The sequence below is a fragment of the Blastococcus aurantiacus genome (genome assembly GCF_900102425.1).
In the GTDB taxonomy this organism is placed as follows: domain Bacteria; phylum Actinomycetota; class Actinomycetes; order Mycobacteriales; family Geodermatophilaceae; genus Blastococcus; species Blastococcus aurantiacus.
Genome location: NZ_FNBT01000001.1, coordinates 279,075 through 300,475, shown reverse-complemented (window position 1 = coordinate 300,475; position 21,401 = coordinate 279,075). Strand labels below are relative to the sequence as shown.

Annotated in this window: 17 protein-coding genes; 11 read left to right on the top strand and 6 right to left on the bottom strand. The window is 73.3% G+C overall.

Going from position 1 to position 21,401, the window contains the following annotated elements:
• The first annotated feature begins 68 nt into the window (after positions 1–68).
• From uvrC to BLS70_RS01375, 11 genes are all read left to right on the top strand, one after another.
• Entirely contained in the window at positions 69–2,111 is a 2,043-nt protein-coding gene (gene uvrC / locus BLS70_RS01425) for an excinuclease ABC subunit UvrC (protein WP_091763726.1), read from the top strand.
• A gap of 73 nt (positions 2,112–2,184) precedes the next feature.
• On the top strand, positions 2,185–3,141 hold the full coding sequence (gene rapZ, locus BLS70_RS01420; RefSeq protein WP_255362155.1) for an RNase adapter RapZ: 957 nt from the start codon (positions 2,185–2,187) through the stop codon (positions 3,139–3,141).
• 38 nt (positions 3,142–3,179) lie between these two features.
• A complete protein-coding gene (locus BLS70_RS01415) occupies positions 3,180–4,112 on the top strand; it encodes a gluconeogenesis factor YvcK family protein (RefSeq protein WP_255362154.1) in 933 nt (310 codons plus the stop codon).
• 136 nt (positions 4,113–4,248) lie between these two features.
• Positions 4,249–5,223 carry a DNA-binding protein WhiA gene (gene whiA / locus BLS70_RS01410; RefSeq protein WP_304457087.1) on the top strand — a complete coding sequence of 325 codons (975 nt, stop codon included), beginning with the start codon at positions 4,249–4,251 and terminating at the stop codon, positions 5,221–5,223.
• 136 nt (positions 5,224–5,359) lie between these two features.
• Positions 5,360–7,021 (top strand): histidine kinase N-terminal 7TM domain-containing diguanylate cyclase, encoded by a 1,662-nt coding sequence (locus tag BLS70_RS01405; protein WP_176946227.1) that lies wholly within the window; start codon positions 5,360–5,362, stop codon positions 7,019–7,021.
• Positions 7,022–7,140: 119 nt separating this feature from the next.
• Complete coding sequence (gene gap / locus BLS70_RS01400) at positions 7,141–8,145, top strand: type I glyceraldehyde-3-phosphate dehydrogenase (protein ID WP_091763723.1); 1,005 nt, start codon at positions 7,141–7,143, stop codon at positions 8,143–8,145.
• 2 nt (positions 8,146–8,147) lie between these two features.
• The gene (locus BLS70_RS01395; RefSeq protein WP_091763722.1) at positions 8,148–9,341 is read left to right on the top strand and encodes a phosphoglycerate kinase; all 1,194 of its coding nucleotides are present in this window, start codon (positions 8,148–8,150) and stop codon (positions 9,339–9,341) included.
• A 14-nt stretch (positions 9,342–9,355) separates the two neighbouring features.
• Positions 9,356–10,174 carry a triose-phosphate isomerase gene (gene tpiA / locus BLS70_RS01390; protein ID WP_091763721.1) on the top strand — a complete coding sequence of 273 codons (819 nt, stop codon included), beginning with the start codon at positions 9,356–9,358 and terminating at the stop codon, positions 10,172–10,174.
• A 49-nt stretch (positions 10,175–10,223) separates the two neighbouring features.
• Positions 10,224–12,014 carry an ABC transporter substrate-binding protein gene (locus BLS70_RS01385; RefSeq protein ID WP_091763720.1) on the top strand — a complete coding sequence of 597 codons (1,791 nt, stop codon included), beginning with the start codon at positions 10,224–10,226 and terminating at the stop codon, positions 12,012–12,014.
• A gap of 63 nt (positions 12,015–12,077) precedes the next feature.
• Positions 12,078–12,314, top strand: a complete 237-nt coding sequence (gene secG, locus BLS70_RS01380; protein ID WP_218122230.1) for a preprotein translocase subunit SecG — start codon at positions 12,078–12,080, stop codon at positions 12,312–12,314.
• A 130-nt stretch (positions 12,315–12,444) separates the two neighbouring features.
• Positions 12,445–12,786: an RNA polymerase-binding protein RbpA gene (locus BLS70_RS01375; protein ID WP_091764093.1), complete on the top strand. Its 342-nt coding sequence runs from the start codon at positions 12,445–12,447 to the stop codon at positions 12,784–12,786.
• A gap of 3 nt (positions 12,787–12,789) precedes the next feature.
• Here the strand turns inward: BLS70_RS01375 and pgl are convergent, their stop codons facing one another.
• The 6 genes from pgl to tkt all read right to left on the bottom strand — a co-directional run bounded on the left by pgl (position 12,790) and on the right by tkt (position 21,253).
• Positions 12,790–13,599 (bottom strand): 6-phosphogluconolactonase, encoded by an 810-nt coding sequence (gene pgl, locus BLS70_RS01370; RefSeq protein WP_091763719.1) that lies wholly within the window; start codon positions 13,597–13,599, stop codon positions 12,790–12,792.
• The gene (locus BLS70_RS01365) at positions 13,596–14,624 is read right to left on the bottom strand and encodes a glucose-6-phosphate dehydrogenase assembly protein OpcA (RefSeq protein WP_091763718.1); all 1,029 of its coding nucleotides are present in this window, start codon (positions 14,622–14,624) and stop codon (positions 13,596–13,598) included. Before BLS70_RS01365 ends, pgl begins: the two co-directional genes overlap by 4 nt.
• 40 nt (positions 14,625–14,664) lie before the next feature.
• Positions 14,665–16,182: a glucose-6-phosphate dehydrogenase gene (zwf, locus tag BLS70_RS01360; protein WP_091763717.1), complete on the bottom strand. Its 1,518-nt coding sequence runs from the start codon at positions 16,180–16,182 to the stop codon at positions 14,665–14,667.
• A 63-nt stretch (positions 16,183–16,245) separates the two neighbouring features.
• Positions 16,246–17,856: a phosphoglucose isomerase-related protein gene (locus BLS70_RS01355; protein ID WP_091763716.1), complete on the bottom strand. Its 1,611-nt coding sequence runs from the start codon at positions 17,854–17,856 to the stop codon at positions 16,246–16,248.
• Positions 17,853–18,959, bottom strand: a complete 1,107-nt coding sequence (gene tal / locus BLS70_RS01350) for a transaldolase (RefSeq protein WP_091763715.1) — start codon at positions 18,957–18,959, stop codon at positions 17,853–17,855. Before tal ends, BLS70_RS01355 begins: the two co-directional genes overlap by 4 nt.
• 83 nt (positions 18,960–19,042) lie before the next feature.
• Positions 19,043–21,253 (bottom strand): transketolase, encoded by a 2,211-nt coding sequence (gene tkt / locus BLS70_RS01345; RefSeq protein ID WP_091763714.1) that lies wholly within the window; start codon positions 21,251–21,253, stop codon positions 19,043–19,045.
• Positions 21,254–21,401 lie beyond the last annotated feature (148 nt).

Sequence of the window (21,401 nt, the reverse complement as noted above, 5' to 3'; positions counted from 1 at the left end):
CTGTGACCGCTGTGACGCCCGTGCCCCGGGCCCGGCGGTCTGTCACCCCATCGACCTAATCTGGATGCATGGCCGACCCCTCGACGTACCGCCCGGCGGTCGGCTCGATCCCCGAGAGCCCCGGGGTCTACAAGTTCCGCGACCCGAACGGGCGCGTCATCTACGTGGGCAAGGCCAAGAGCCTCCGCCAGCGGCTGAACAGCTACTTCGCCGACGTCGCCGGCCTCCACCCGCGCACGCGGCAGATGGTCACGACCGCGGCGTCGGTGGAGTGGACCGTCGTCGGCACCGAGGTCGAGGCCCTCCAGCTCGAGTACAACTGGATCAAGGAGTTCGACCCCCGGTTCAACGTCCGCTACCGCGACGACAAGAGCTACCCGTCGCTGGCCGTGACGCTGAACGAGGAGTACCCGCGGCTGCAGGTCATGCGCGGGCCCAAGAAGAAGGGCGTCCGCTACTTCGGGCCCTACGCGCACGCCTGGGCCATCCGCGAGACGCTCGACACCCTCACCCGCGTCTTCCCCGCCCGGACCTGCTCCAACGGCGTCTTCAAGCGGGCCGGCCAGATCGGGCGCCCTTGCCTGCTGGGCTACATCGGCAAGTGCGCCGCGCCGTGCGTCGGCCGGGTCAGCGCGGAGGAGCACCGGGAGATCGTCGACGACTTCTGCGACTTCATGGCCGGCCGCACCGAGTCGATGATGAAGCGGCTCGAGCGCGAGATGGCCGCGGCCTCGGAGAACCTCGAGTTCGAGAAGGCCGCGCGGCTGCGGGACGACCTGGGTGCGCTGCGGCGGGCGATGGAGAAGCAGGCAGTCGTCCTCGGAGACGGCACGGACGCCGACGTCGTCGCCTTTGCTCAGGACGAGCTGGAGGCCGCGGTGCAGGTCTTCCACGTCCGCGGTGGCCGGGTGCGCGGCCAGCGCGGCTGGATCGTGGACAAGGTCGAGGCGGTCACCACCGGCGAGCTCGTCGAGCAGTTCCTGCTCCAGGTGTACGGCGGGGTCGACGAGCAGACCGGCGTCGGCGAGGCGGGGGAGGCCGTGCCGCGCGAGGTGCTCGTGCCCGAGCTCCCCGACGACGCCGACGTCTACACCGAGCTGCTCGAGGAGCTGCGCGGCGGCAAGGTCTCCCTGCGGGTCCCGCAGCGTGGCGACAAGCGCGCGCTCATGGAGACCGTCGAGCGCAACGCGAAGGAGTCCTTCGCCCGGCACCGGGTGAAGCGTTCCAGCGACCTGACCGCCCGTTCCCTCGCGCTGAGCGAGCTGCAGGAGGCCCTGGAGCTCCCGGACGCCCCGCTGCGGATCGAGTGCATCGACGTCAGCCACGTCCAGGGCACGAACGTGGTGGCCAGCATGGTGGTGTTCGAGGACGGCCTGGCCAAGAAGTCCGACTACCGCCGCTTCTCCGTCACGAACGGAACCGACGACACCGCCGCGATGGCCGAGGTCGTGCGCCGCCGCTTCGCCCGGCACGTCAAGGACGAGCAGGACCGCCGCGACGAGCAGGGGATCGCAGCGGAGGAGGGGCGGCCGCGCCGGTTCGCCTACCCGCCGAACCTCCTCGTCGTCGACGGCGGCGCCCCGCAGGTCGCGGCCGCGGCGCGGTCCCTCGAGGAGCTGGGGGTCGTGGACGTCGCGATCTGCGGCCTGGCCAAGCGCATGGAGGAGGTCTGGCTGCCCGGCGACAGCGACCCGGTCATCCTTCCCCGCACCTCCGAGGCGCTCTACCTGCTGCAGCGGGTGCGCGACGAGGCCCACCGGTTCGCGATCACCTACCACCGGCAGAAGCGCTCCACCACGATGCTGGTCTCCCTGTTGGACGACGTCCCCGGTCTCGGGGAGACGCGGCGGAAGGCGCTGATGAAGCAGTTCGGATCCCTCAAGCGGCTGCGGGCTGCCACCGTGGACGAGCTCATGGCCGTCCCGGGCATCGGCCGGCGCACCGCGGAGGCCGTGCAGGCGGCCATCGCCGAGCCGGCCGACCCCGCCGGTGCGGCCATCGACGCCGACCCCGCCGCGGAGACGACCACGGCGCCCCAGGGCCCGGCGGTCCGCGGCGCCCCACGGGCCGGTGCCGGGCGCACCGCCGAGGTCGGGCGGGTTGCGTCGTGAGCGAGCTTGCGAGCGAACCAATGTGCACAGCAGCCCCGCTCACGCGGCCGACGAGCGCCAGTGAGGAGGACACGTGAGCGATCCGCTGACCAGCGCACCCGGGGCCGGGCTGCCCGGTCCCGACCTGTCGGCCGGCGGCGTGCCGGGGCTCGACGGGTCGAGCACCGAGACCCAGCCGCTGGAGGTCGTCGTCGTCACCGGCCTGTCCGGTGCGGGCAAGAACAGCGCGGGCCGGGTGCTCGAGGACCTCGGCTGGTTCGTCGTCGACAACCTGCCGCCGGCGCTCCTGCTGCCCATGGTGGAGCTCGGCGCCCGCGGTGACCTGCGCCGGTTCGCCGCGGTCGTCGACGTGCGCAGCCGGGCGTTCACCAGCGACCTGCAGGAGGCGATCCGCGTCCTGTCCGAGGCCGGGCACCGGCCGCGGGTGATGTACGTGCACGCCCGCGACGAGGTGCTCGTTCGGCGGTACGAGTCCAACCGGCGCGAGCACCCGCTGCAGGGCAACGGCACCCTCGTCGACGGGATCACCGCCGAGCGGAACCTGCTCACCGGCATCGCCGGCGAGGCCGACCTGTGGGTGGACACCAGCGACCTCAACGTCCACCAGCTGCGCGCGACGATCGAGAACGCCTTCGCCCGGGAGGGGCAGACCCCGCCGCTCACCGCGACGGTCATGAGCTTCGGCTTCAAGTACGGGGTGCCGCTGGACGCCGACCTCGTCGTCGACGCGCGCTTCCTGCCCAACCCGCACTGGATCCCCGAGCTGCGCCCCTACACCGGGCGCGATCCCGGCGTCCGGGACTACGTGCTGGGCCAGGAGGACGCCGGGGAGTTCCTCGACCGCTACACCGAGGTGCTGCGGCTGCTCGTGCCCGGCTACCGGCGTGAGGGCAAGCGCTACCTGACGCTCGCGGTCGGCTGCACCGGCGGGAAGCACCGCAGCGTGGCCATCGCCGAGGAGTTCGCCCGCCGCCTCACCGCCGACGGCATCGCCGCGGTCGCCCGGCACCGCGACCTGGGCCGCGAGTAGTGGGCGCGGGTCCGGTGGGAGGCGCTGCGGCGCCCCGCGTGGTCGCGTTCGGCGGGGGGCACGGCCTGGCCGCTGCGCTGGCCGCGTGGCGGCAGCTCACGCCCGACGTCACGGCCGTGGTCACCGTCGCGGACGACGGCGGGTCTTCCGGGCGCATCCGCCGGGAGCTCCCGGTGCTGCCCCCGGGGGACCTGCGGATGGCGCTGACCGCCCTGGCCGGGCCGGGGGAGCGGGAGCAGGAGCTGGCCGCCCTGCTGCAGCACCGGCTGGGCGGCAGCGGCGGCCTGGCCGGCCACTCGGTGGGCAACCTGCTGCTGACCGGGCTGGTCGAGCTGCACGGCGGCGACACGGTGCGGGCCCTCGACGCGCTCGCAGACCTGCTGGGCGCCTGCGGCCGGGTGCTCCCCATGGCGGACGTGCCGCTGGACCTCGTGGCCCGCGTGGAGCCCGTCGACCGGGAGGACCGCGCGCAGGTGCGCACCATCCGCGGACAGGTCGCCATCGCCACGACCCCGGGCAGGGTGCGGGAGATCCGGCTCTCGCCGGCCGATCCTCCGGTCAACCCCGCCGTGCTCGAGGCGATCGCTGCGGCCGACGTGGTCTCGCTGGGCCCCGGTTCCTGGTACACCTCGGTGCTGCCGCACCTGCTGGTGCCGCAGCTTCGTGCGGCGCTGGCTGCCGCGGCGGCGAAAGTGGTGGTGGTCCTGAACCTGGAACCGCAGCCCGGGGAGACCGACGGTTTCTCACCGGAGGAGCATGTGACGGTGTTGCAGGCCCACCTGGGCGGAGTGGCATTGCACAGCGTGATCGCGGATGCGGACTCGGTGGTTGACCGCCGTGGTCTCCTGTCTGCGGTGCGCTCGTGCGGCGCCGAGCTCGTCCTGGCGCCGGTCGCAGAACTCGACGGTGCGCCACGGCACGATCCCGTGCGCCTGTCGGCCGCCCTGGCCTCCGTGGTCGGGCGGCGCTGACGAGTAGAGGACTTGAGCCGGGTACCGGAGCGTTCGGACCTGGCCGGTACGAGGGGGAAGAGGGGACGCCGCTGATGGCGATGACCCGGACGACGACAGGTAGCCCCGTTGCTACGTGGGGGTGGACGACGTGGCGATGACCGCGATGGTGAAGGACGAGCTCTCGAGGGTCGAGTGCACGAAGACCTCGGAGCGCAAGGCCGAGGTGACCGCGCTGCTGCGGTTCTCCGGCGGGCTGCACATCGTCGGGGGCCGGGTGGTCATCGAGGCCGAACTGGACACCGGCTCGGTGGCCCGGCGGCTGCGGCGGGACATCAGCGAGGTCTACGGCTACACGAGCGGGGTGAGCGTGCTCGCCGGCGGCAACATCCGTCGCGGCGTGCGCTACCTCGTGCGCATCGCCAAGCACGGCGAGGGCCTGGCCCGGCAGACGGGCCTGGTCGACCAGCGCGGCCGCCCGGTGCGCGGCCTCCCGCCTGCGGTGGTGTCGGGCAGCATCAACGACGCCGAGGCGGCCTGGCGCGGCGCGTTCCTCGCCCACGGGTCGCTCACCGAGCCCGGCCGGTCCTCCTCGCTCGAGGTGACCTGCCCCGGCCCCGAGGCGGCGATGGCGCTCGTCGGTGCCGCCCGCCGGCTGGGCATCGCCGCGAAGGCGCGCGAGGTCCGGGGGGCCGACCGCGTGGTCGTGCGCGACGGCGACGCCATCAGCGCGCTGCTGACCCGCATGGGCGCCCACGACGCGGTCATGGCCTGGGAGGAGCGGCGCATGCGCCGCGAGGTCCGGGCGACGGCCAACCGGCTGGCCAACTTCGACGACGCCAACCTGCGCCGCTCGGCCCGGGCGGCGGTGGCCGCCAGTGCCCGCGTGGAGCGGGCCATGGAGATCCTCGCCAACGATGCCCCCGAGCACCTGCTCGTCGCCGGGCGGCTGCGGCTGGAGTTCGGGCAGGCCTCCCTGGAGGAGCTCGGCCAGCGCGCAGACCCGCCGATGACCAAGGACGCCGTTGCCGGGCGCATACGGCGTCTCCTGGCGATGGCTGACAAGCGCGCCAAGGACCTGGGCATCCCGGACACGGAGTCCGTCGTCACCGACGACATGCTCACGCAGTAGTTGAAGGACCCCGCTCTCGCCGTCCAGGGATACGTCTCCCCCCTCGGGGGGAGAGACAACTACAGATGGGCGGAGCAACCTCCGATCTTCTCGGCAGCGATGGGCAATGGTGCCCACCCTCGACCGAGGAGCAGGCATGACGCCACACCGCTGGGCGCTGCTGTTCGCCTGCGCTGCCGTCGTCGCGCTCGTCACCGCCGTACTGGCTTGGCAGCGCCGGGACCGCACCTTCGCGGCCACCGCGCTCGTCGTCACCATGACCGGGGTCGCCACCTGGTCGGGAGCCAGCGTGCTTCTGTACGGGAACGGGTCCGAGACGGCGCGTCAGCTCTACCCCTCCCTGCTGATGGGGGCGGTCGGCGTGGTCGTCGGTGGCATCTACGTGTTCGCCCGAGCCGTCGTCGACCCCTCGTGGCGCCCGGACCGCCGTACGGTCGGGCTGCTCGCGATCGAGCCCGTCGTCATGGCCGTCCTTGCCGCGCTGCCGGCGACCCGGGCCCTCGTCATGTCCGGCAACGGCCTGGCCGGCACCGGGATCGAGGAGCAGGTCACCCTCGGCCCGATCTTCGGGGCCCACACGCTCTACTCGTACGCCGTCATCGGGCTCTCGTACGTGCGCCTGGTGCGCCGGTGGTGGACCGCTGCCGGGATCTTCCGCCGGCAGATCGGCGTGCTGCTGTGCGCCGCGCTCATCGGCACGATCGGCAACGTGGTCACGATCGTCTTGCAGCTCGACGGGCGCGGCACCGACATCACCCCGCTCTTCTTCCTCGTGACCGGCCTGATCAATGCCTGGGCTGTCCTGCGGCTGGGCTTCCTGCGCCTCGTGCCGATCGCCCGGGAACAGGTCGTCGACACCGTTCCCGACGCCGTCCTGGTCATCGACCCCGACGGGGTGCTGATCGACCTCAACCCTGCCGCCGACCAGTTGCTGACCGCCCTGCGCCCGCAGCTCGTGGGCCCCGACCGGATCGGGCGGCTGCTGGCGGAGGTCGCCGGAGAGCACGCCATCGCCGTCCTGAACCGGACGGAGCGCCTCGACGGGCACCGGGTCGTCGAGGTGCGGCCCGGGCTGTGGCTGGACGTCCGGGACACCCTCGTGAGCGATGCCCGTGGTCGGGCTCTGGGCAAGATCGTCGTCGCCCGGGACGTCAGCGAGCAGGAGCAGCGGCGCGCGGCGGTCGAGGAGCTCAACCGGCAGCTCGCCGAGCGCGTGCGGGAGATCGAGCGGCTGCGGGCCGAGCTCGCCGAGGAAGCCGTGCGCGACCCGCTCACCGGGCTGCACAACCGTCGCCACCTGGACCGGGTGCTGGCCGGTGACCCGGGATCGGGAGCGCACGACGATCAGTTGGCGGTCATCACCCTCGACCTGGACCACTTCAAGACCGTCAACGACCGCTTCGGGCACATGGCCGGTGACACCGTCCTCAAGGCGGTGGCCCGGCTCCTGCAGGCATCGGTCCGGGACGGTGACACGGCTGTCCGTCTCGGTGGCGAGGAGTTCCTCGTCCTCCTGCCGGGTGCGGACCGCGAGCAGGCGGTGGTGCGGGCGGAGGAGATGCGCCGCGGTGTCGCGGCCGTCGTGCACGCCTTCGCGGGGGAGCAGGTCCGGGTCACGGTCAGCGCCGGCGTCGCCGTGCTCCCCGACGACGCCGCATCGGCCGCTGCGCTGCTCGAGGCCGCCGACCGGGCGCTCTACACCGCCAAGGCGACCGGCCGCGACCGTGTCGTGGCCGCCGGCGATGCACGGCACGGCCCGTCGGACGCCCCCGCGCCGGAGCCCGTACCGGCGGTGTGACCCCCGGGCGGGTGACCGGCAGCCGGGCCCGCCCTCGCCCGCTAGGGTCTGCGGCAGGGAGGCCGCGCGCTGCGCGTGGCCCGGTTGGCGCGACAGCGAACTCGACGTGGAGGTCTGCAGTGACGGTCCGGGTAGGCATCAACGGATTCGGCCGGATCGGCCGCAACTTCTGGCGCGCCGCCGCGGCCAGCGGCCAGGACATCGAGATCGTGGCGGTCAACGACCTGACCAGCAACGAGGCCCTGGCCCACCTGCTCAAGTACGACAGCATCCTGGGCCGGCTGCCCCAGGACGTCGTCGCCGACGGCGACGGCATCACCATCGGCGGCACCAAGATGACGGTGCTCTCCGAGCGCGACCCGGCGAACCTGCCCTGGGCCGACCTGGGCGTCGACGTCGTCGTCGAGTCCACCGGCTTCTTCACCAAGGCCGCCGACGCCCGCAAGCACGTCGACGCCGGCGGGGCCAAGAAGGTCATCATCTCCGCGCCCGCCACCGACGACGACATCACGATCGTCATGGGCGTCAACGACGAGCTGTACGACGGCTCGCAGACCGTCATCAGCAACGCGTCCTGCACCACCAACTGCCTGGCGCCGCTGGCGAAGGTCCTCAACGACGCGTTCGGCATCGAGCGCGGCCTGATGACGACCATCCACGCCTACACCGCCGACCAGAACCTGCAGGACGGCCCGCACAAGGACCTCCGCCGGGCCCGCGCCGCGGCGCTGAACATGGTGCCGACCTCCACCGGTGCCGCCAAGGCCATCGGCCTGGTCCTGCCCGAGCTCAAGGGCAAGCTCGACGGCTACGCCATCCGCGTCCCCGTCCCGACCGGCTCGGCCACCGACCTCACCGTGCAGCTCAAGCGCGAGGCGACCGCCGAGGAGATCGACGCCGCCTACCGCGAGGCCGCCGCGGGCCCGCTGGGCAAGTACCTCACCTACACCTCGGACGAGATCGTCTCCTCGGACATCGTCACCGACCCGTCGTCCTGCATCTACGACGCCAAACTGACCAAGGTCTTCGGCCCGATGGCCAAGGTGCTCGGCTGGTACGACAACGAGTGGGGCTACTCCAACCGTCTGGTCGACCTGACCGCTCTGGTGGGCTCGAAGCTCTGACGATGCGCTCTCTCGACGATCTCCTCGCCGAGGGCGTCTCGGGCCGCCGCGTGCTCCTGCGCGCCGACCTGAACGTCCCGCTGGACAAGCAGACCCACGGGATCACCGACGACGGCCGGATCCGCGCCAGCCTGCCCACCCTGCAGGCCCTGCGCGACGCCGGCGCGCGGGTGGTCGTGTCCGCGCACCTCGGCCGCCCGAAGGGCGCGCCGGACCCGCAGTTCTCCCTCGCGCCGGTCGCGGCGCGCCTGGGCGAGCTGCTGGGGACGACGGTGCCCCTGGCCGCCGACGTCGCGGGCGACGACGCCCGGGCCAAGGCGGCGGCCCTGGGCGACGGCGACGTCCTCATGCTGGAGAACGTCCGCTTCGAGGCGGCCGAGACGTCCAAGGACGACGCGGAGCGGGCCGAGCTGGCCGACCGCTTCGCCGCGCTGGCCGACGTCTACGTCGACGACGCCTTCGGGGCCGTGCACCGCAAGCACGCGTCGGTCTACGACGTCGCCCAGCGGCTGCCGCGGTACGCCGGCCGGCTGGTCGCCCGCGAGCTCGAGGTGCTCACGCAGCTGACCACGGACCCCGGGCGGCCGTACGTGGTCGTGCTCGGTGGGTCCAAGGTGAGCGACAAGCTGGCGGTCATCGAGGCGCTGCTGCCCAAGGTCGATCGCCTGCTCGTGGGCGGCGGCATGTGCTTCACGTTCCTCGCGGCCCAGGGCCACGGCGTGGGCAGCTCGCTGCTCGAGGCCGACCAGGTCGAGACCTGCCGACGGCTGCTCGCGGCCGCCGGCGACCGGATCGTCCTGCCGGTCGACGTCGTCGCGGCGACGGCGTTCAGCGCCGACGCCGACGTCAGCGTGGTGCCCGTGGCGGAGATCCCCGACGACCTCATGGGCCTGGACGTCGGCCCGCGCACCGTCGAGATCTTCGGCACCGAGCTGGGCGCCGCCCGCACCGTCTTCTGGAACGGGCCCATGGGCGTGTTCGAGCTGGCTCCGTTCCAGGCCGGGACGCGGGGCGTGGCCCAGGCCGTCGCCGCCGTGGACGGCCTGTCGGTCGTCGGTGGCGGGGACTCCGCCGCGGCGGTCCGCCAGCTGGGCCTGGACGAGGCCGCCTACGGCCACATCAGCACCGGCGGCGGCGCGTCGCTGGAGTACCTCGAGGGCCGGGAGCTCCCGGGCCTCGCGGTGCTCACCGACTGAGCGGGGAACGACGCATGGCACGCACCCAGCAGTCCGGCCGCCGGCCGCTCATCGCCGGCAACTGGAAGATGCACCTGACCCACCTCGAGGCCATCGGCCTGGTGCAGAAGATCGTCTTCTCGCTCAAGCCGGCCGAGCTCGAGGCGGCCGAGGTCGTCGTCGTGCCGCCGTTCACCGCGCTGCGCAGCGTGCAGACCCTGGTGGCCGGCGACAAGCTGGGCATCGGGTACGGCGCCCAGGACGTCTCGGCGCAGGACTCCGGCGCCTACACCGGTGAGGTCAGCGGCGCGATGCTCAGCGCGCTGGCCTGCACCTACGCCGTCGTCGGTCACTCGGAGCGGCGCGCGTACCACGCGGAGACCGACGAGGTCGTGGCGTCGAAGGTCCGGGCGAGCCTGCGGCACGGGCTGGTGCCCATCCTCTGCGTGGGGGAGGGCCTCGAGGTCCGCAAGGCGGGGGAGCACGTCGCGCACTGCACCGCCCAGCTGGACGCCGCTCTCGAGGGCCTGACCGCCGAGCAGGTCGCCGGGAGCACCGGGGACGGGGGCGGCATCGTCGTCGCCTACGAGCCGGTGTGGGCCATCGGTACCGGCGAGGTGGCCACCCCGGAGGACGCGCAGGAGGTCTGCGGCGCGCTCCGGGCGCGGCTCGCCGAGCGGTTCGGGCCGGAGACGGCCGCTGTCGTCCGTATCCTCTACGGCGGGTCGGTGAAGGCCGCGAACACGGCCGGGATCCTGGCCGGGCCGGACGTCGACGGTGCTCTCGTCGGCGGCGCCAGCCTGGACGCCGAGGAGTTCGCACAGATCTGTCGGACCGCCGCCGAGGCCAGCTAGCTCCTGCTGACCGCCGCCGGCCGCACTACCGGGGGCTGAACAGCACGCAGTGAACGAGACGCTCGAACGGCTCGGCCGGCGACTGCCGGCGTGGGCGCAGGGGCGCCAGGGGCGGCGGATCCTCGCGGCCGTGGCGCTGGCCGTCGTCGTCCTGGTCCTCGCGGTCAGCTGCTTGGGTGGCGCCGGTGGCCGCGCCGACGTGCCGGTCGTCGAAGGGCAGCCCGACGCCGGCATCGACGGCGTCCGAGCGCCCTCCGACGCGACCGGCGGCACGCTCCGCGTGGTGGCGCCCGAGATCGACAGCCTCGATCCGCAGCGCTCCTACCTGCCGGGCGTGTGGAACCTGATGCGGCTCTACACGCGCACCCTGGTCACGTACTCGTCCGAGCCCGGGCGCACCGACGAGCTCGTCCCCGACCTGGCCACGGACCTGGGGACGCCGTCGGAGGACGGGCGGAGCTGGACGTTCACCCTCCGCGAGGGAGTGCGCTTCGAGAACGGCCGCCCGATCACCGCGCAGGACGTCAAGTACGGCATCTCGCGGTCCTTCGACGCCCAGGTCGTCGTCGGCGGCCCCACCTACGTCGTCGACCTCTTCGACGACCCGGCCAACCGCTACCCCGGGCCGTACTCGGCCGAGGAGGACGACCCGGAGCTCACCTCCGTGGAGACGCCGGACGACCGCACGATCGTGTTCCGGCTGCGCGCCCCGGAGCCCAACCTGCCGTACGTGCTCGCGCTCCCGTCGAGCAGCCCGGTGCCCCAGGAAGCCGACACCGGCGGGGACTACGCCATCGACCCGGTGTCCTCGGGGCCGTACGCGATCACCTCCGTGGACGCCGCCCTGGGCATCCAGCTGGACCGCAACCCCGAGTGGGATCCGGCCACCGACGACGTGCGGACGGCGCTGCCCGACCGCGTCGTCGTCCGGACGGGGCTCTCCGGCGTCGAGCGCGACCAGGCGCTGCTCGCCGGGTCGGCCGACATCGACATCTCCGGGTCGGGCGCGCAGGCGCGAACGAGCGCCCGGCTGGAGGGCGAGGACAGCGAGGACCTGCGCAACCGGGTGGACGACGTCACCACCGGAGCGCTGCGGCTGCTCGCTCTCCCCACCGACGTGCCGCCGTTCGGGGACCGCGCCTGCCGCGCCGCCGTCGCCCTGGCGATCGACCGACGCCCGGTGCAGGAGGCGCTCGGGGGAGCGGGCAACGCCCTGCGCACCGCCCGGTTGTGGACGCGGCCGCTGGGCGGTGGGCCGGAGGACCCCGACCCCAGCGCGGACCTGGAGGCCGCGCGGGAGCTCCTGGAGGAGTGCGGGCAGCCCGACGGCTTCTCCACGGTGCTCGCGGTACCCGACGGCGGGGTCGGGGTGGAGGTCGCGGAGGTCGTGGCCGAGCAGCTGGGCGAGATCGGCATCGAGGTGGAGGTCCGGCCGCTGGAGGCGGCGAGCTTCTACGCCACGGAGGTGGGCAACCCCGACAGCGTCGCGGCGAACGGGTACGGCCTCGTGCTCGCCACCTCGACCCCGGACTTCCCGACCGCGGCGTCGCTGCTCGCCCCGCTGTCCGACGGCCGCGGCATCCGGCCGGTGGGCAACACGAACTACGCGCGGCTGGACGTCGAGGAGATCAACGGCCTGATCGACGCGGCCCGGGCGGCCGGCACCGGCGACGAGGCGCGCGAGGCATGGGCCGAGGTCGCGTCCTCCGTGCAGGAGACGGCGGCCTACGTGCCCCTGGCCGAGACCCGGGTGCAGCTGATCGCGGGCCAGCGGCTGCGCAACGGCGTCGTGATGCGGCCCTACAGCGGCTACGACCTCGCCACGGCCGGGATCGGCTGACGTGTCGGTTAGGCTCGGGGACGAGATCCGGCGCCCGGCGCCGGTCGTGAGGCTGGAGAGGTCATGATCGAGGTTGTCCTGAACGTGCTGCTGGTCCTGACCAGCACGCTGCTCGTGGTGCTCATCCTGCTGCACCGCGGCAAGGGTGGCGGCCTCTCCTCGATGTTCGGTGGTGCCGCCTCGGCCTCGCTGTCCGGCTCGTCGGTGGTCGAGAAGAACCTGAACCGGCTCACCATCTTCACGGCGCTGATCTGGACCGTCTGCATCGTCGGGCTGGGCATCCTCGTCAAGGTTGGCTAGCGCAGGACCGCTCCGCTCCACCGGCTACAGATCGCGCGCGAATCGTGACCGGAGATCGTCCCCCGAGGCTCTAGACTTCGCGCGCTGTGGTGATCTGCCACACGTCAGGTGCGGATTTCAGGGAGTGCTCGTGGCTGGTGGCAACGCGATCCGGGGCAGCAGGGTCGGCGCAGGTCCGGTGGGCGAGGTGGAGCGCGGCGAGTCCGCGCCGCGGCTGCGGCTGCCGTACTGGTGCGCCAACGGTCACGAGACGCGGATCGCCTTCGCCAGCGACGCCGACGTACCCGAGCTGTGGGACTGCCCCCGCTGCGGCCTGCCCGCCGGCCAGGACCAGCGGAACCCGCCGCCGGCACCGCGCAACGAGCCGTACAAGACCCACCTCGCCTACGTGCGGGAGCGCCGCACGGACGCCGACGGCGACGCCCTGCTCGAGGAGGCGCTCACCCGCCTGCGGGCCCGCCGCGGGATGTAGCGCTCAGCGCCGCGGCAGCCCGCCTGCCGCGGCCGCGTCGAGCAGCCAGCGCGTCGCCCGGGTGCCGTGCACACCGGCGGCCGGAAGCTCCCGGGAGTCGGCTCCGGACAGCGCCCGGGCGACCGCCTCGGCCTTGCCCTCGCCGGCGACGACGACCCAGACCTCGTCGGCCGCGCCGATCGCGGCGTAGCCGAGGCTGATCCGCGTCGGCGGCGGCTTGGGGCAGTCGCGGACGGCGAACACGGGCCGCTCGTCGTCGATCGCGGGGGAGTCCGGGAAGATCGAGGCCACGTGGCCCTCGGGTCCCATGCCGAGCAGCAGGACGTCGAAGCGGGGCACGGTTCCCTCATCGCCGGCGGCGGCCGCCAGTTGCTCCGCGTACCAGGCGGCGGCGTCCTCGGGCTCGGCGAACTCCCCGTCCGACGGCGGTATGGCGTGCACCCGCGCCGGGTCCACGCCGACGGCGTCGAGCAGTGCCCGTCGCGCCGCCTTCTCGTTGCGGTCGTCGTCGTCGCCGGGGACGAAGCGCTCGTCCCCCCACCAGACGTCGACGCGCTCCCAGTCCACCGTCTCGCGCACCGGCTCGGCGGCCAGCCCGGCGACCCGCTCGAGGACGGCGATGCCGATCGTCCCCCCGGTGAGCACGACCGACGCCGTGCCGCGGAGCACCTGCGCGGCGGCCAGGCGGGCGACCAGCGCCTCGGCGACGGCCCGGGCCAGCCGGTCGGCGTCGGGCTCGATGACGATGTCGGGAGTGGGCACGCCCGTGCCGGCCAGCTCGGCAGCCGCGCGGTCCCCGGGGGAGATGCTCACGAGGTCAGCGAACCCTCGACGGGGGTCTCGTCGCCTTCCGCCGGGTCGAACCAGACGTGCTCCCGCTCGGGGGAGCGCTCGGTGAGCCCACCGAGGCCGGTCGCCGTCTCGAGGGCGTCGCTGTAGGGCTCGTCCGGGTCCAGCCGGCGCAGCTCCTCGCTGAGCAGGTCACCGAGGGCCCTGGCGGGCAGGGCCACCGTGCCGTCGGGCCGGTTGGGCTGCGAGATGACTGCCCCGCCCCGGTGGTCGGCGGTGATCCGCACCTCCTCGCCCTGGTCCAGCTGGAGGAGCACCGACTCCACGCCGCTCGGACCGGCGTCGCGGGAGCCGGCGGTCACCTCGATGCTGCAGCCGCACCGCGAGGAGACCCACCCGGCCAGCAGCTGCGCGGTGGCGTTGTGCGGGTCGCCCTCGATCCGTCCGCCGGAGATGCGCACGGCGTCTCCGCGGCGTCCGGCGACGGAGTCGACGGTGGAGGCGAGGATCGCCCGCCAGGCGGTGCTGCGGGTCCAGGTCAGGTCCGTGTCGCCGGGCACGTAGTCCTCGGCCCGGATGCGCAGGGCGGCGCGCGGATCGTCGGCGAGCGAGCTGTCGGTGATCCGGCGGTCGGCGAAGACGGCGAGCGCGTCGGTGGCCAGCCGGTCGGGTGCCGCGCCGTGCCACCAGGCGACGACGGGGGCGTCGGCGGCCAGCAGGGGGAGGACGACGGACTCCGCGTGCAGGGCCAGCCGGCCGTACATGCGCAGCACGACGGCCTCGCCCGGCCCGAGCCGCCCGCCGATCTGCACCTCGGCGTCCAGGCGGGGCACGGGTGCCTCGATCTGCCGGCGGACGACGATGACCACGCGACAGGGGTGCATCTCCGCGGCGTAGGTGGCGGCCTCCTCGGCCTCGGCCACCCGCGACTCGTCGGCGATCACGACCAGGGTGAGCGCGACCCCGGACAGGACCGCGCCGCCGGTCCGCCGCTGGGCGGCCAGCTCCTTCACCACGGCCGAGCCGGTGGTGTCCCAGAGCGTGGTCATGGCGTCTCCTCGGTTCGGGCGGTGCCGGCCTGGGTGCGGCTCACGGCCGGCGCCACTGACGGTCCTCGGCGGCGAGCATCTCGTCGGCCGCACGGGGGCCCCACTCGCCGGCGCGGTAGGGGAAGGGCTCGGTACCGGCCCAGAACTCCTCGAGCGGGTCGATGACCGACCAGGACGCCTCCACCTCCGCGTTGCGCGGGAACAGGGTGGCGTCGCCGAGGAGGACGTCGAGCAGCAGCCGCTCGTAGGCCTCCGGGGAGGACTCGGTGAACTGTTCGCCGTAGAGGAAGTCCATCGACACGTCGCGGACCTCCATGACGCTGCCCGGCACCTTCGACCCGAACTTCAGGGTCACTCCCTCGTCGGGCTGCACCCGCACCACGAGCTGGTTGTTGCCCAGCTCCTCGGTGTCGGTGTCGGCGAAGGGCAGGTGCGGCGCGCGCTTGAAGACCAGCGCGATCTCGGTGACCCGGCGGGGAAGGCGCTTGCCGGTGCGCAGGTAGAACGGCACCCCGGCCCAGCGGCGCGTCTCGACACCGAGGCGCACCGCGGCGTAGGTCTCGGTGGTGGACGCCGGGTCGACGCCCTCCTCCTGCCGGTAGCCGTTGGCCCGCTGACCGGCCAGCCAGCCCTGCTCGTACTGCCCGCGGACGGCGAAGGTCTGCAGGTCGTCGGGGAGGGAGATGGCCCGCAGCACCTTGAGCTTCTCGATCCGGATCTGCTCGGCGGAGAACTCGACCGGCTCCTCCATGGCGGTGAGCGCCAGCAGCTGCAGCAGGTGGTTCTGCAGCACGTCGCGCGCGGCGCCGGTCTCCTCGTAGAAACCTGCCCGCCCGCCGATGCCGACGTCCTCGGCCATGGTGATCTGCACCGAGTCGACGTGGTGGCCGTTCCAGATCGGCTCGAACAGGGTGTTGGCGAACCGCAGCGCCATCAGGTTCTGGACGGTCTCCTTGCCCAGGTAGTGGTCGATGCGGAAGACGTCGTCGGCACCGAACACCGAGTCGACGAGCTCGTTGAGCGCGCGGCTGGAGGCGAGGTCGGTGCCGAAGGGCTTTTCGACGACGACGCGGCGCCAGCGGTCCGGGGTGCTGTCGGCCATGCCCGTGCGCTGCATCTGCTTGAGCACGGTCGGGAACATCGCCGGTGGGATGGAGAGGTAGAAGGCCGCGTTGCCGCCGATGCCGTGGCTCCCCTCGAGCTCGGACAGCGCCCCGGCCAGCTCGTCGAAGGCGTCGTCGTCGTCGAAGGAGCCCTGCACGAACCGCACGCTGGAGGCGAGCCGCTCCCACACCTCCTCGCGCCACGGCGTGCGGGCGCTCTTGCGGGCGGCGTCGCGGGCCAGCTCGGCGAACTCGGTGTCGCCCCAGTCGCGGCGGGCGAAGCCCAGCAGGGCGAAATTCGTCGGCAGCAGCCCGCGGTTGGCCAGGTCGTACACGGCCGGCAGCAGCTTCTTGCGGGCGAGGTCGCCGGTGATGCCGAAGACCACCAGGGCGCAGGGTTCGGGGACCCGGGGGAGCCTGCGGTCCCGAGGATCGCGCAGCGGGTTGGTGATCATGATCTGTCCTCGTGGTCGGCGGGGGGTGCGCTGCGCATGTGCGGTCCCGCTGGGGTGGTCCGGTCAGGCGAGAGCGGCGAGGAGCTGGCCGATGCCGGCGGCCCGGTCGGTCAGGTGGAGGTGCAGGAGCGGCCGGCTGCGATCGGCCAGCGCCTTGCGGTCGCCCGCCGCCTGGGCGGCCTGCAGGCTGCCGAAGGTGTACGGCTGATCCGGGACCGGGAGGTCCTCGCCCGCGGCTCCGGTGATCTGTAGGAAGGCCCCGGCCTGCGGACCGCCCTTGTGGTACTGGCCGGTGCTGTGCAGGAACCGCGGGCCCCAGCCGAACGTCACGGCGTGCTCGGTCCGGGAGGCCAGCGCGGAGCGCAGGTCGGCGGCGCTCGCGTCGGCCAGCCGGTCCAGGTAGGCCATGACGGCCAGGTAGCCCCGCTCGGGGACGGCCGTCAGCAGTGCGTCGACGGCCAGCGAGACGCCGTCGAGGGCGCTCAGGTCCACGCCGTCGAGCACCCCGCCGCTGCCCCGCACCTCGATCGCGCCGATCGTCGCCGCCGGCGGCTCGTCGGGCAGCCCCGAGGAGAGGATGGCCTGGGTGTTCTCCTTGCTCTCGGTCACGTTGGGCTGGTCGAAGGGGTTGATGCCCAGCACCCGGCCGGCCACCGCCGTGGCGTACTCCCACCCGAGGAACTGCGCGCCGAGCGGGCCGCGGACCGTCAGGCACGGTGCGGACGCCGGGGCGTCGCCACCGACCACGGCCAGCAGCGTGTCCGGCCCGGTGGCGCCGGGGGCGGTCGCCGACTCCAGGACGACGGGCAGGATGCCGCGGCCCTCCTTGCCGGTCGACTCGGCGATGAGCTGCTCCGCCCAGTCGCCGAAGCCCTCGATGGCCGTGCCGGTCTCGGTCGCGGCGTCGGCCAGGGCCAGCTTGTCGCGCCCCTGCACCGCGGCCGCGCCCAGGACAGCGCCCAGCTCGAGGGCCGGGTTGTCGCCGTCGGTCAGGTGCTCGGCGAGCTCCTCGGCCTCGTCGAGCAGCGCGCCGACGTCCGCGCCGGCCAGCGCGGACGGGACGAGCCCGAACGCGGACAGCGCGCTGTAGCGCCCACCGACGGTCGGGTCGGCGAGGAAGACGGCACGGGCGCCCATGGCCGCAGCGGTGTCCGCCAGGGGCGAGCCCGGGTCGGTGACGACGACGAAGCGCGCCCCCACCTGCTGCTCGTCGAGCCCGGCCGCGGCGAAAGAGGCCTGGAACGCGCGACGGTGGCTGTCGGTCTCCACGGTGCCGCCGGACTTGGAGCTGACCACGACGACGGTGCGCTCCAGATCGATCATCGCCGCGGCGACCTGGCCCGGGTCGGTGGTGTCGAGGACGACCAGCGGCACACCGGCGGTCCGGCAGATGACCTCCGGGGCCAGCGAGGAGCCGCCCATGCCGCACAGGACGATGCGGTCGAGCCCCTCGGACTGCAGCTGCTCGCGCAGCTGCGCGAGCTGCTCGACCAGGGAGCGCGAGGACGACGGCAGGTCCAGCCAGCCCAGCCGGATCGCCGCCTCGCTCTCGGCACCGGGGCCCCAGAGCGTCGCGTCCTTGCGGGTCAGCCGCGCGGCGACGTCGTCGGCGGCCAGCGACGTCCGGACGTCGTCCGGGACCTCGAGGCCCTCGACGCGGACCTCGAAACTCACTTCTTGTCCTCCAGCTGGGTGCGGACGGACTCGGTCAGCTCGTCCCAGGAGTCGACGAACTTCTGGATGCCCTCGACCTCGAGGACCCGGAAGACGTCGTCCAGGTCCACGCCGGCGTCCCGGACCGACTGCATGACCGCCGCCGCGTCCTCGTAGGCCTTCTGCACCGGGGTGCCCGGGCTGCCGTGGTCGGCGTAGGCCATGAGGGTCTTCTCCGGCATGGTGTTGACCGTGCCGGGGGCGATGAGCTCGCTGATGTAGAGCGTGTCGGGCAGATCGGGGTTCTTCACGCCGGTCGATGCCCACAGCGGCCGCTGCGGGCGGGCGCCCTTCGCCTCGAGCGCCTTCCAGCGGTCGGAGGAGAAGACCTCCTCGTAGGCCTGGTAGGCCAGCTGGGCGTTGGCGACGCCGGCCTTGCTCTTGAGCGAGCCGTCGGCCCCGGCCTTGTCCAGCCGCTTGTCGATCTCGGTGTCCACCCGGGACACGAAGAACGACGCGACCGACGCGATGCCGGACAGGTCCGCCTCCGGGTCGTCGGAGAGCCGCTGCTCCAGGCCGGACAGGTAGGCGTCCATGACCTTGCGGTAGCGCTCGGGGCTGAAGATCAGCGTGACGTTGACGCTGATGCCGCGGGCGATCGACGTCTGGATGGCCGGCAGACCCGCCTCGGTGGCCGGGATCTTGATGAACAGGTTGGGCCGGTCGACCAGCCACCACAGGTGGGCCGCCTCGGCCGCGGTGGCGTCGGTGTCGTTGGCCAGCCCGGGCGCGACCTCCAGGGAGACCCGCCCGTCGCCGGGCTGCCGCTCGGCCACGGGGGCGAGCAGGTCGCAGGCGTCCCGGACGTCGGCTGCCGTGATGGTCCGCAACGCCTCTTCGACGGTCACCTTCCGCACGGCCATGGCGTGCAGCTGGTCGTCGTAGGACTCGGAGCCGCTGATCGCGGCGGCGAAGATGGTCGGGTTGGTGGTGACGCCCACGACCGAGTGCTCGTCCACGAGCGACTGGAGGTTGCCGCTGCGGATGCGGTCGCGGGAGAGGTCGTCGAGCCAGACTGCGACTCCGGCCGAGCTCAGGTCGGCGAGGTTCTCGTTCTGTGCCATGACGGTGCCTTTCGTCCGTGGTGGCCCCGGTGCCGGGACCCATCGCCGGCGTGCGAGCGGTGGGCGGCACCGGGGTCCTTACATCAGCGGTCGCCGGTGGGGTGGGGGAGGCCGCCGGTGGCTGCAACCGGCCCGGCCGGCACGGCGTTCCCGGAGGCGGCCGCCGCGATGCTCTCGCGGGCCGCGGCCACGACGGCCTCGTCGGTGAGGCCGAACTTCTCGTACAGCACCGAGTAGGCCGCGCTCGCGCCGTAGTGCGTCAGACCGACGATCCGGCCGGCGTCACCCACGAACTCGCGCCAGCCCATCGGCACACCGGCTTCGACGCTGACCCGGGCGCGGACCGAGGGCGGGAACACCTCGTTCTTGTAGCCCTCGTCCTGCTCGGCGAACCACTCGACGCACGGCACCGAGACCACCCGGGTCGGGACGCCGTCGGCCTCGAGCCGCTCGCGGGCGGCCACCGCGATCTGCACCTCCGAGCCGGTGCCCATGAGGATCACCTCGGGGGTGCCGCCGGAGGCCTCGGCGAGCACGTACGCGCCGCGGGCCGTGCCCTCGGCCGAGCCGAACTCGCCGCGGTCGAACACGGGGAGGTTCTGCCGCGACAGCAGCAGGCCGGCGGGCCGGTCGTTGTTCTCCAGCACGGTCCGCCAGGCGACGGAGACCTCGTTGGCGTCCGCGGGGCGGACGACGTCCAGGCCCGGGATCGCCCGCAGCGCGGCGAAGTGCTCGATCGGCTGGTGGGTCGGGCCGTCCTCGCCCAGGCCGATCGAGTCGTGCGTCCACACGTAGGTCACCGGCAGCTGCATGAGGGCCGCGAGCCGGACCGCTCCGCGCATGTAGTCGGAGAAGGTGAGGAACGTGCCGCCGTACACGCGGGTGCCGCCGTGCAGCGCGATGCCGTTCATGATCGCGCCCATGGCGTGCTCGCGGACGCCGAAGTGCAGGGTGCGGCCGTAGGGGCCGCCGCTCCACATCTTGGTCTGGCGGCTGGCCGGCAGGAACGACGGTTCGCCCTTGACCGCGGTGTTGTTGCTCTCCGCGAGGTCGGCCGACCCGCCCCACAGCTCGGGGAGCTCGGGGTAGAGGGCGGCGAGCACCTCACCGGAGGCCTTGCGGGTGGCGACGCCCTTGGGGTCGGCGTCCCAGCTCGGCAGCTTCTCCGCCCAGCCCTCGGGGAGGGTGCGGGTGGTCATCCGCTCCAGGAGGGCGGCGCCGTCCGGGTTGCCCTGCTTCCAGGCGTCGAACTGCTCCTGCCAGGCGGCGTGCGCCTCGCGGCCGCGGTCGACGACCTTGCGCGCGTGCTCGATGACCTCGGGGGCGACGTCGAAGGACTTCTCCGGGTCCATGCCGAGGATCTGCTTGGTGGCCTTCACCTCGTCCTCGCCGAGGGCGGAGCCGTGGGCGGCGCCGGTGTTCTGCTTGTTCGGCGCGGGCCAGCCGATGATCGTCCGCAGCACGATGATCGACGGGCGCTGCGTCTCCGCCTTCGCGGCGGCGAACGCGGCGTCCAGCGCGGCCAGGTCCTCGCCGTCGTCGACGTGCTGCACGTGCCAGCCGTAGGCCTCGTAGCGCTTGCCGACGTCCTCGGTGAAGGCGACGGTGGTGTCGTCCTCGATGGAGATCTTGTTGTCGTCGTAGACCAGCACGAGGTTGCCCAGCTGCTGCGTGCCGGCCAGCGACGACGCCTCGGCGCTGACGCCCTCCTCGAGGTCACCGTCGGAGCAGAACGCCCAGATGGTGTGGTCGAACAGGCTCTGGCCCTCGGGGGCGTCGGGGTCGAACAGTCCGCGCTCGCGCCGCGCGGCCATCGCCATGCCCACGGCGTTGCCGACGCCCTGGCCGAGCGGGCCGGTCGTCGTCTCGACGCCGGGGGTGTGGTTGACCTCGGGGTGGCCGGGGGTCTGCGACCCCCAGGTACGCAGAGCGCGCAGATCCTCCAGCTCCATGCCGTAGCCGGAGAGGTAGAGCTGCACGTACAGCGTCAGGCTCGAGTGCCCCATGGACAGGACGAACCGGTCACGGGCGACCCAGTTCGGGTCCGTGGGGTCGTGGCGGAGCCACTTCTGGAAGAGCAGGTAGGCGGTCGGCGCCATGCTCATCGCCGTCCCGGGGTGGCCGTTGCCGACCTTCTGGACGGCGTCCATCGCGAGGACGCGCGCGGTGTCGATCGCGCGGCGGTCCAGTTCACCGAAGCCCTCGGGGAGGGTCGGGTTCGGCTGGCTCGGGGAGCCGGTGGGCGTGTCCGTCGCGGCCTCGGCCGGCGCTTCCGACCCGGTGCTCTGCGTCATGTGCTGGGTGCTCCCTCGAAGATCTGGCCCTGCGTCACGCGGCCGGCGCCCGTCCCGGATCCCGCACTGGACCGGGGCGCACCGTCGTCGTCGTCGACGTCGGCCCTACCCGCTGCGCACGCGGCAACAACGTGATCAACCCTAGTCA

Coding starts and splice junctions, on each gene's coding strand:
- uvrC (WP_091763726.1), top strand. CDS start 69: ATGGCCGACCCCTCGACGTACCGCCCGGCGGTCGGCTCGATCCCCGAG.
- whiA (WP_304457087.1), top strand. CDS start 4,249: ATGACCGCGATGGTGAAGGACGAGCTCTCGAGGGTCGAGTGCACGAAG.
- BLS70_RS01405 (WP_176946227.1), top strand. CDS start 5,360: ATGACGCCACACCGCTGGGCGCTGCTGTTCGCCTGCGCTGCCGTCGTC.
- BLS70_RS01395 (WP_091763722.1), top strand. CDS start 8,148: ATGCGCTCTCTCGACGATCTCCTCGCCGAGGGCGTCTCGGGCCGCCGC.
- tpiA (WP_091763721.1), top strand. CDS start 9,356: ATGGCACGCACCCAGCAGTCCGGCCGCCGGCCGCTCATCGCCGGCAAC.
- secG (WP_218122230.1), top strand. CDS start 12,078: ATGATCGAGGTTGTCCTGAACGTGCTGCTGGTCCTGACCAGCACGCTG.
- BLS70_RS01365 (WP_091763718.1), bottom strand. CDS start 14,624: ATGACCACGCTCTGGGACACCACCGGCTCGGCCGTGGTGAAGGAGCTG.
- zwf (WP_091763717.1), bottom strand. CDS start 16,182: ATGATCACCAACCCGCTGCGCGATCCTCGGGACCGCAGGCTCCCCCGG.
- tal (WP_091763715.1), bottom strand. CDS start 18,959: ATGGCACAGAACGAGAACCTCGCCGACCTGAGCTCGGCCGGAGTCGCA.
- tkt (WP_091763714.1), bottom strand. CDS start 21,253: ATGACGCAGAGCACCGGGTCGGAAGCGCCGGCCGAGGCCGCGACGGAC.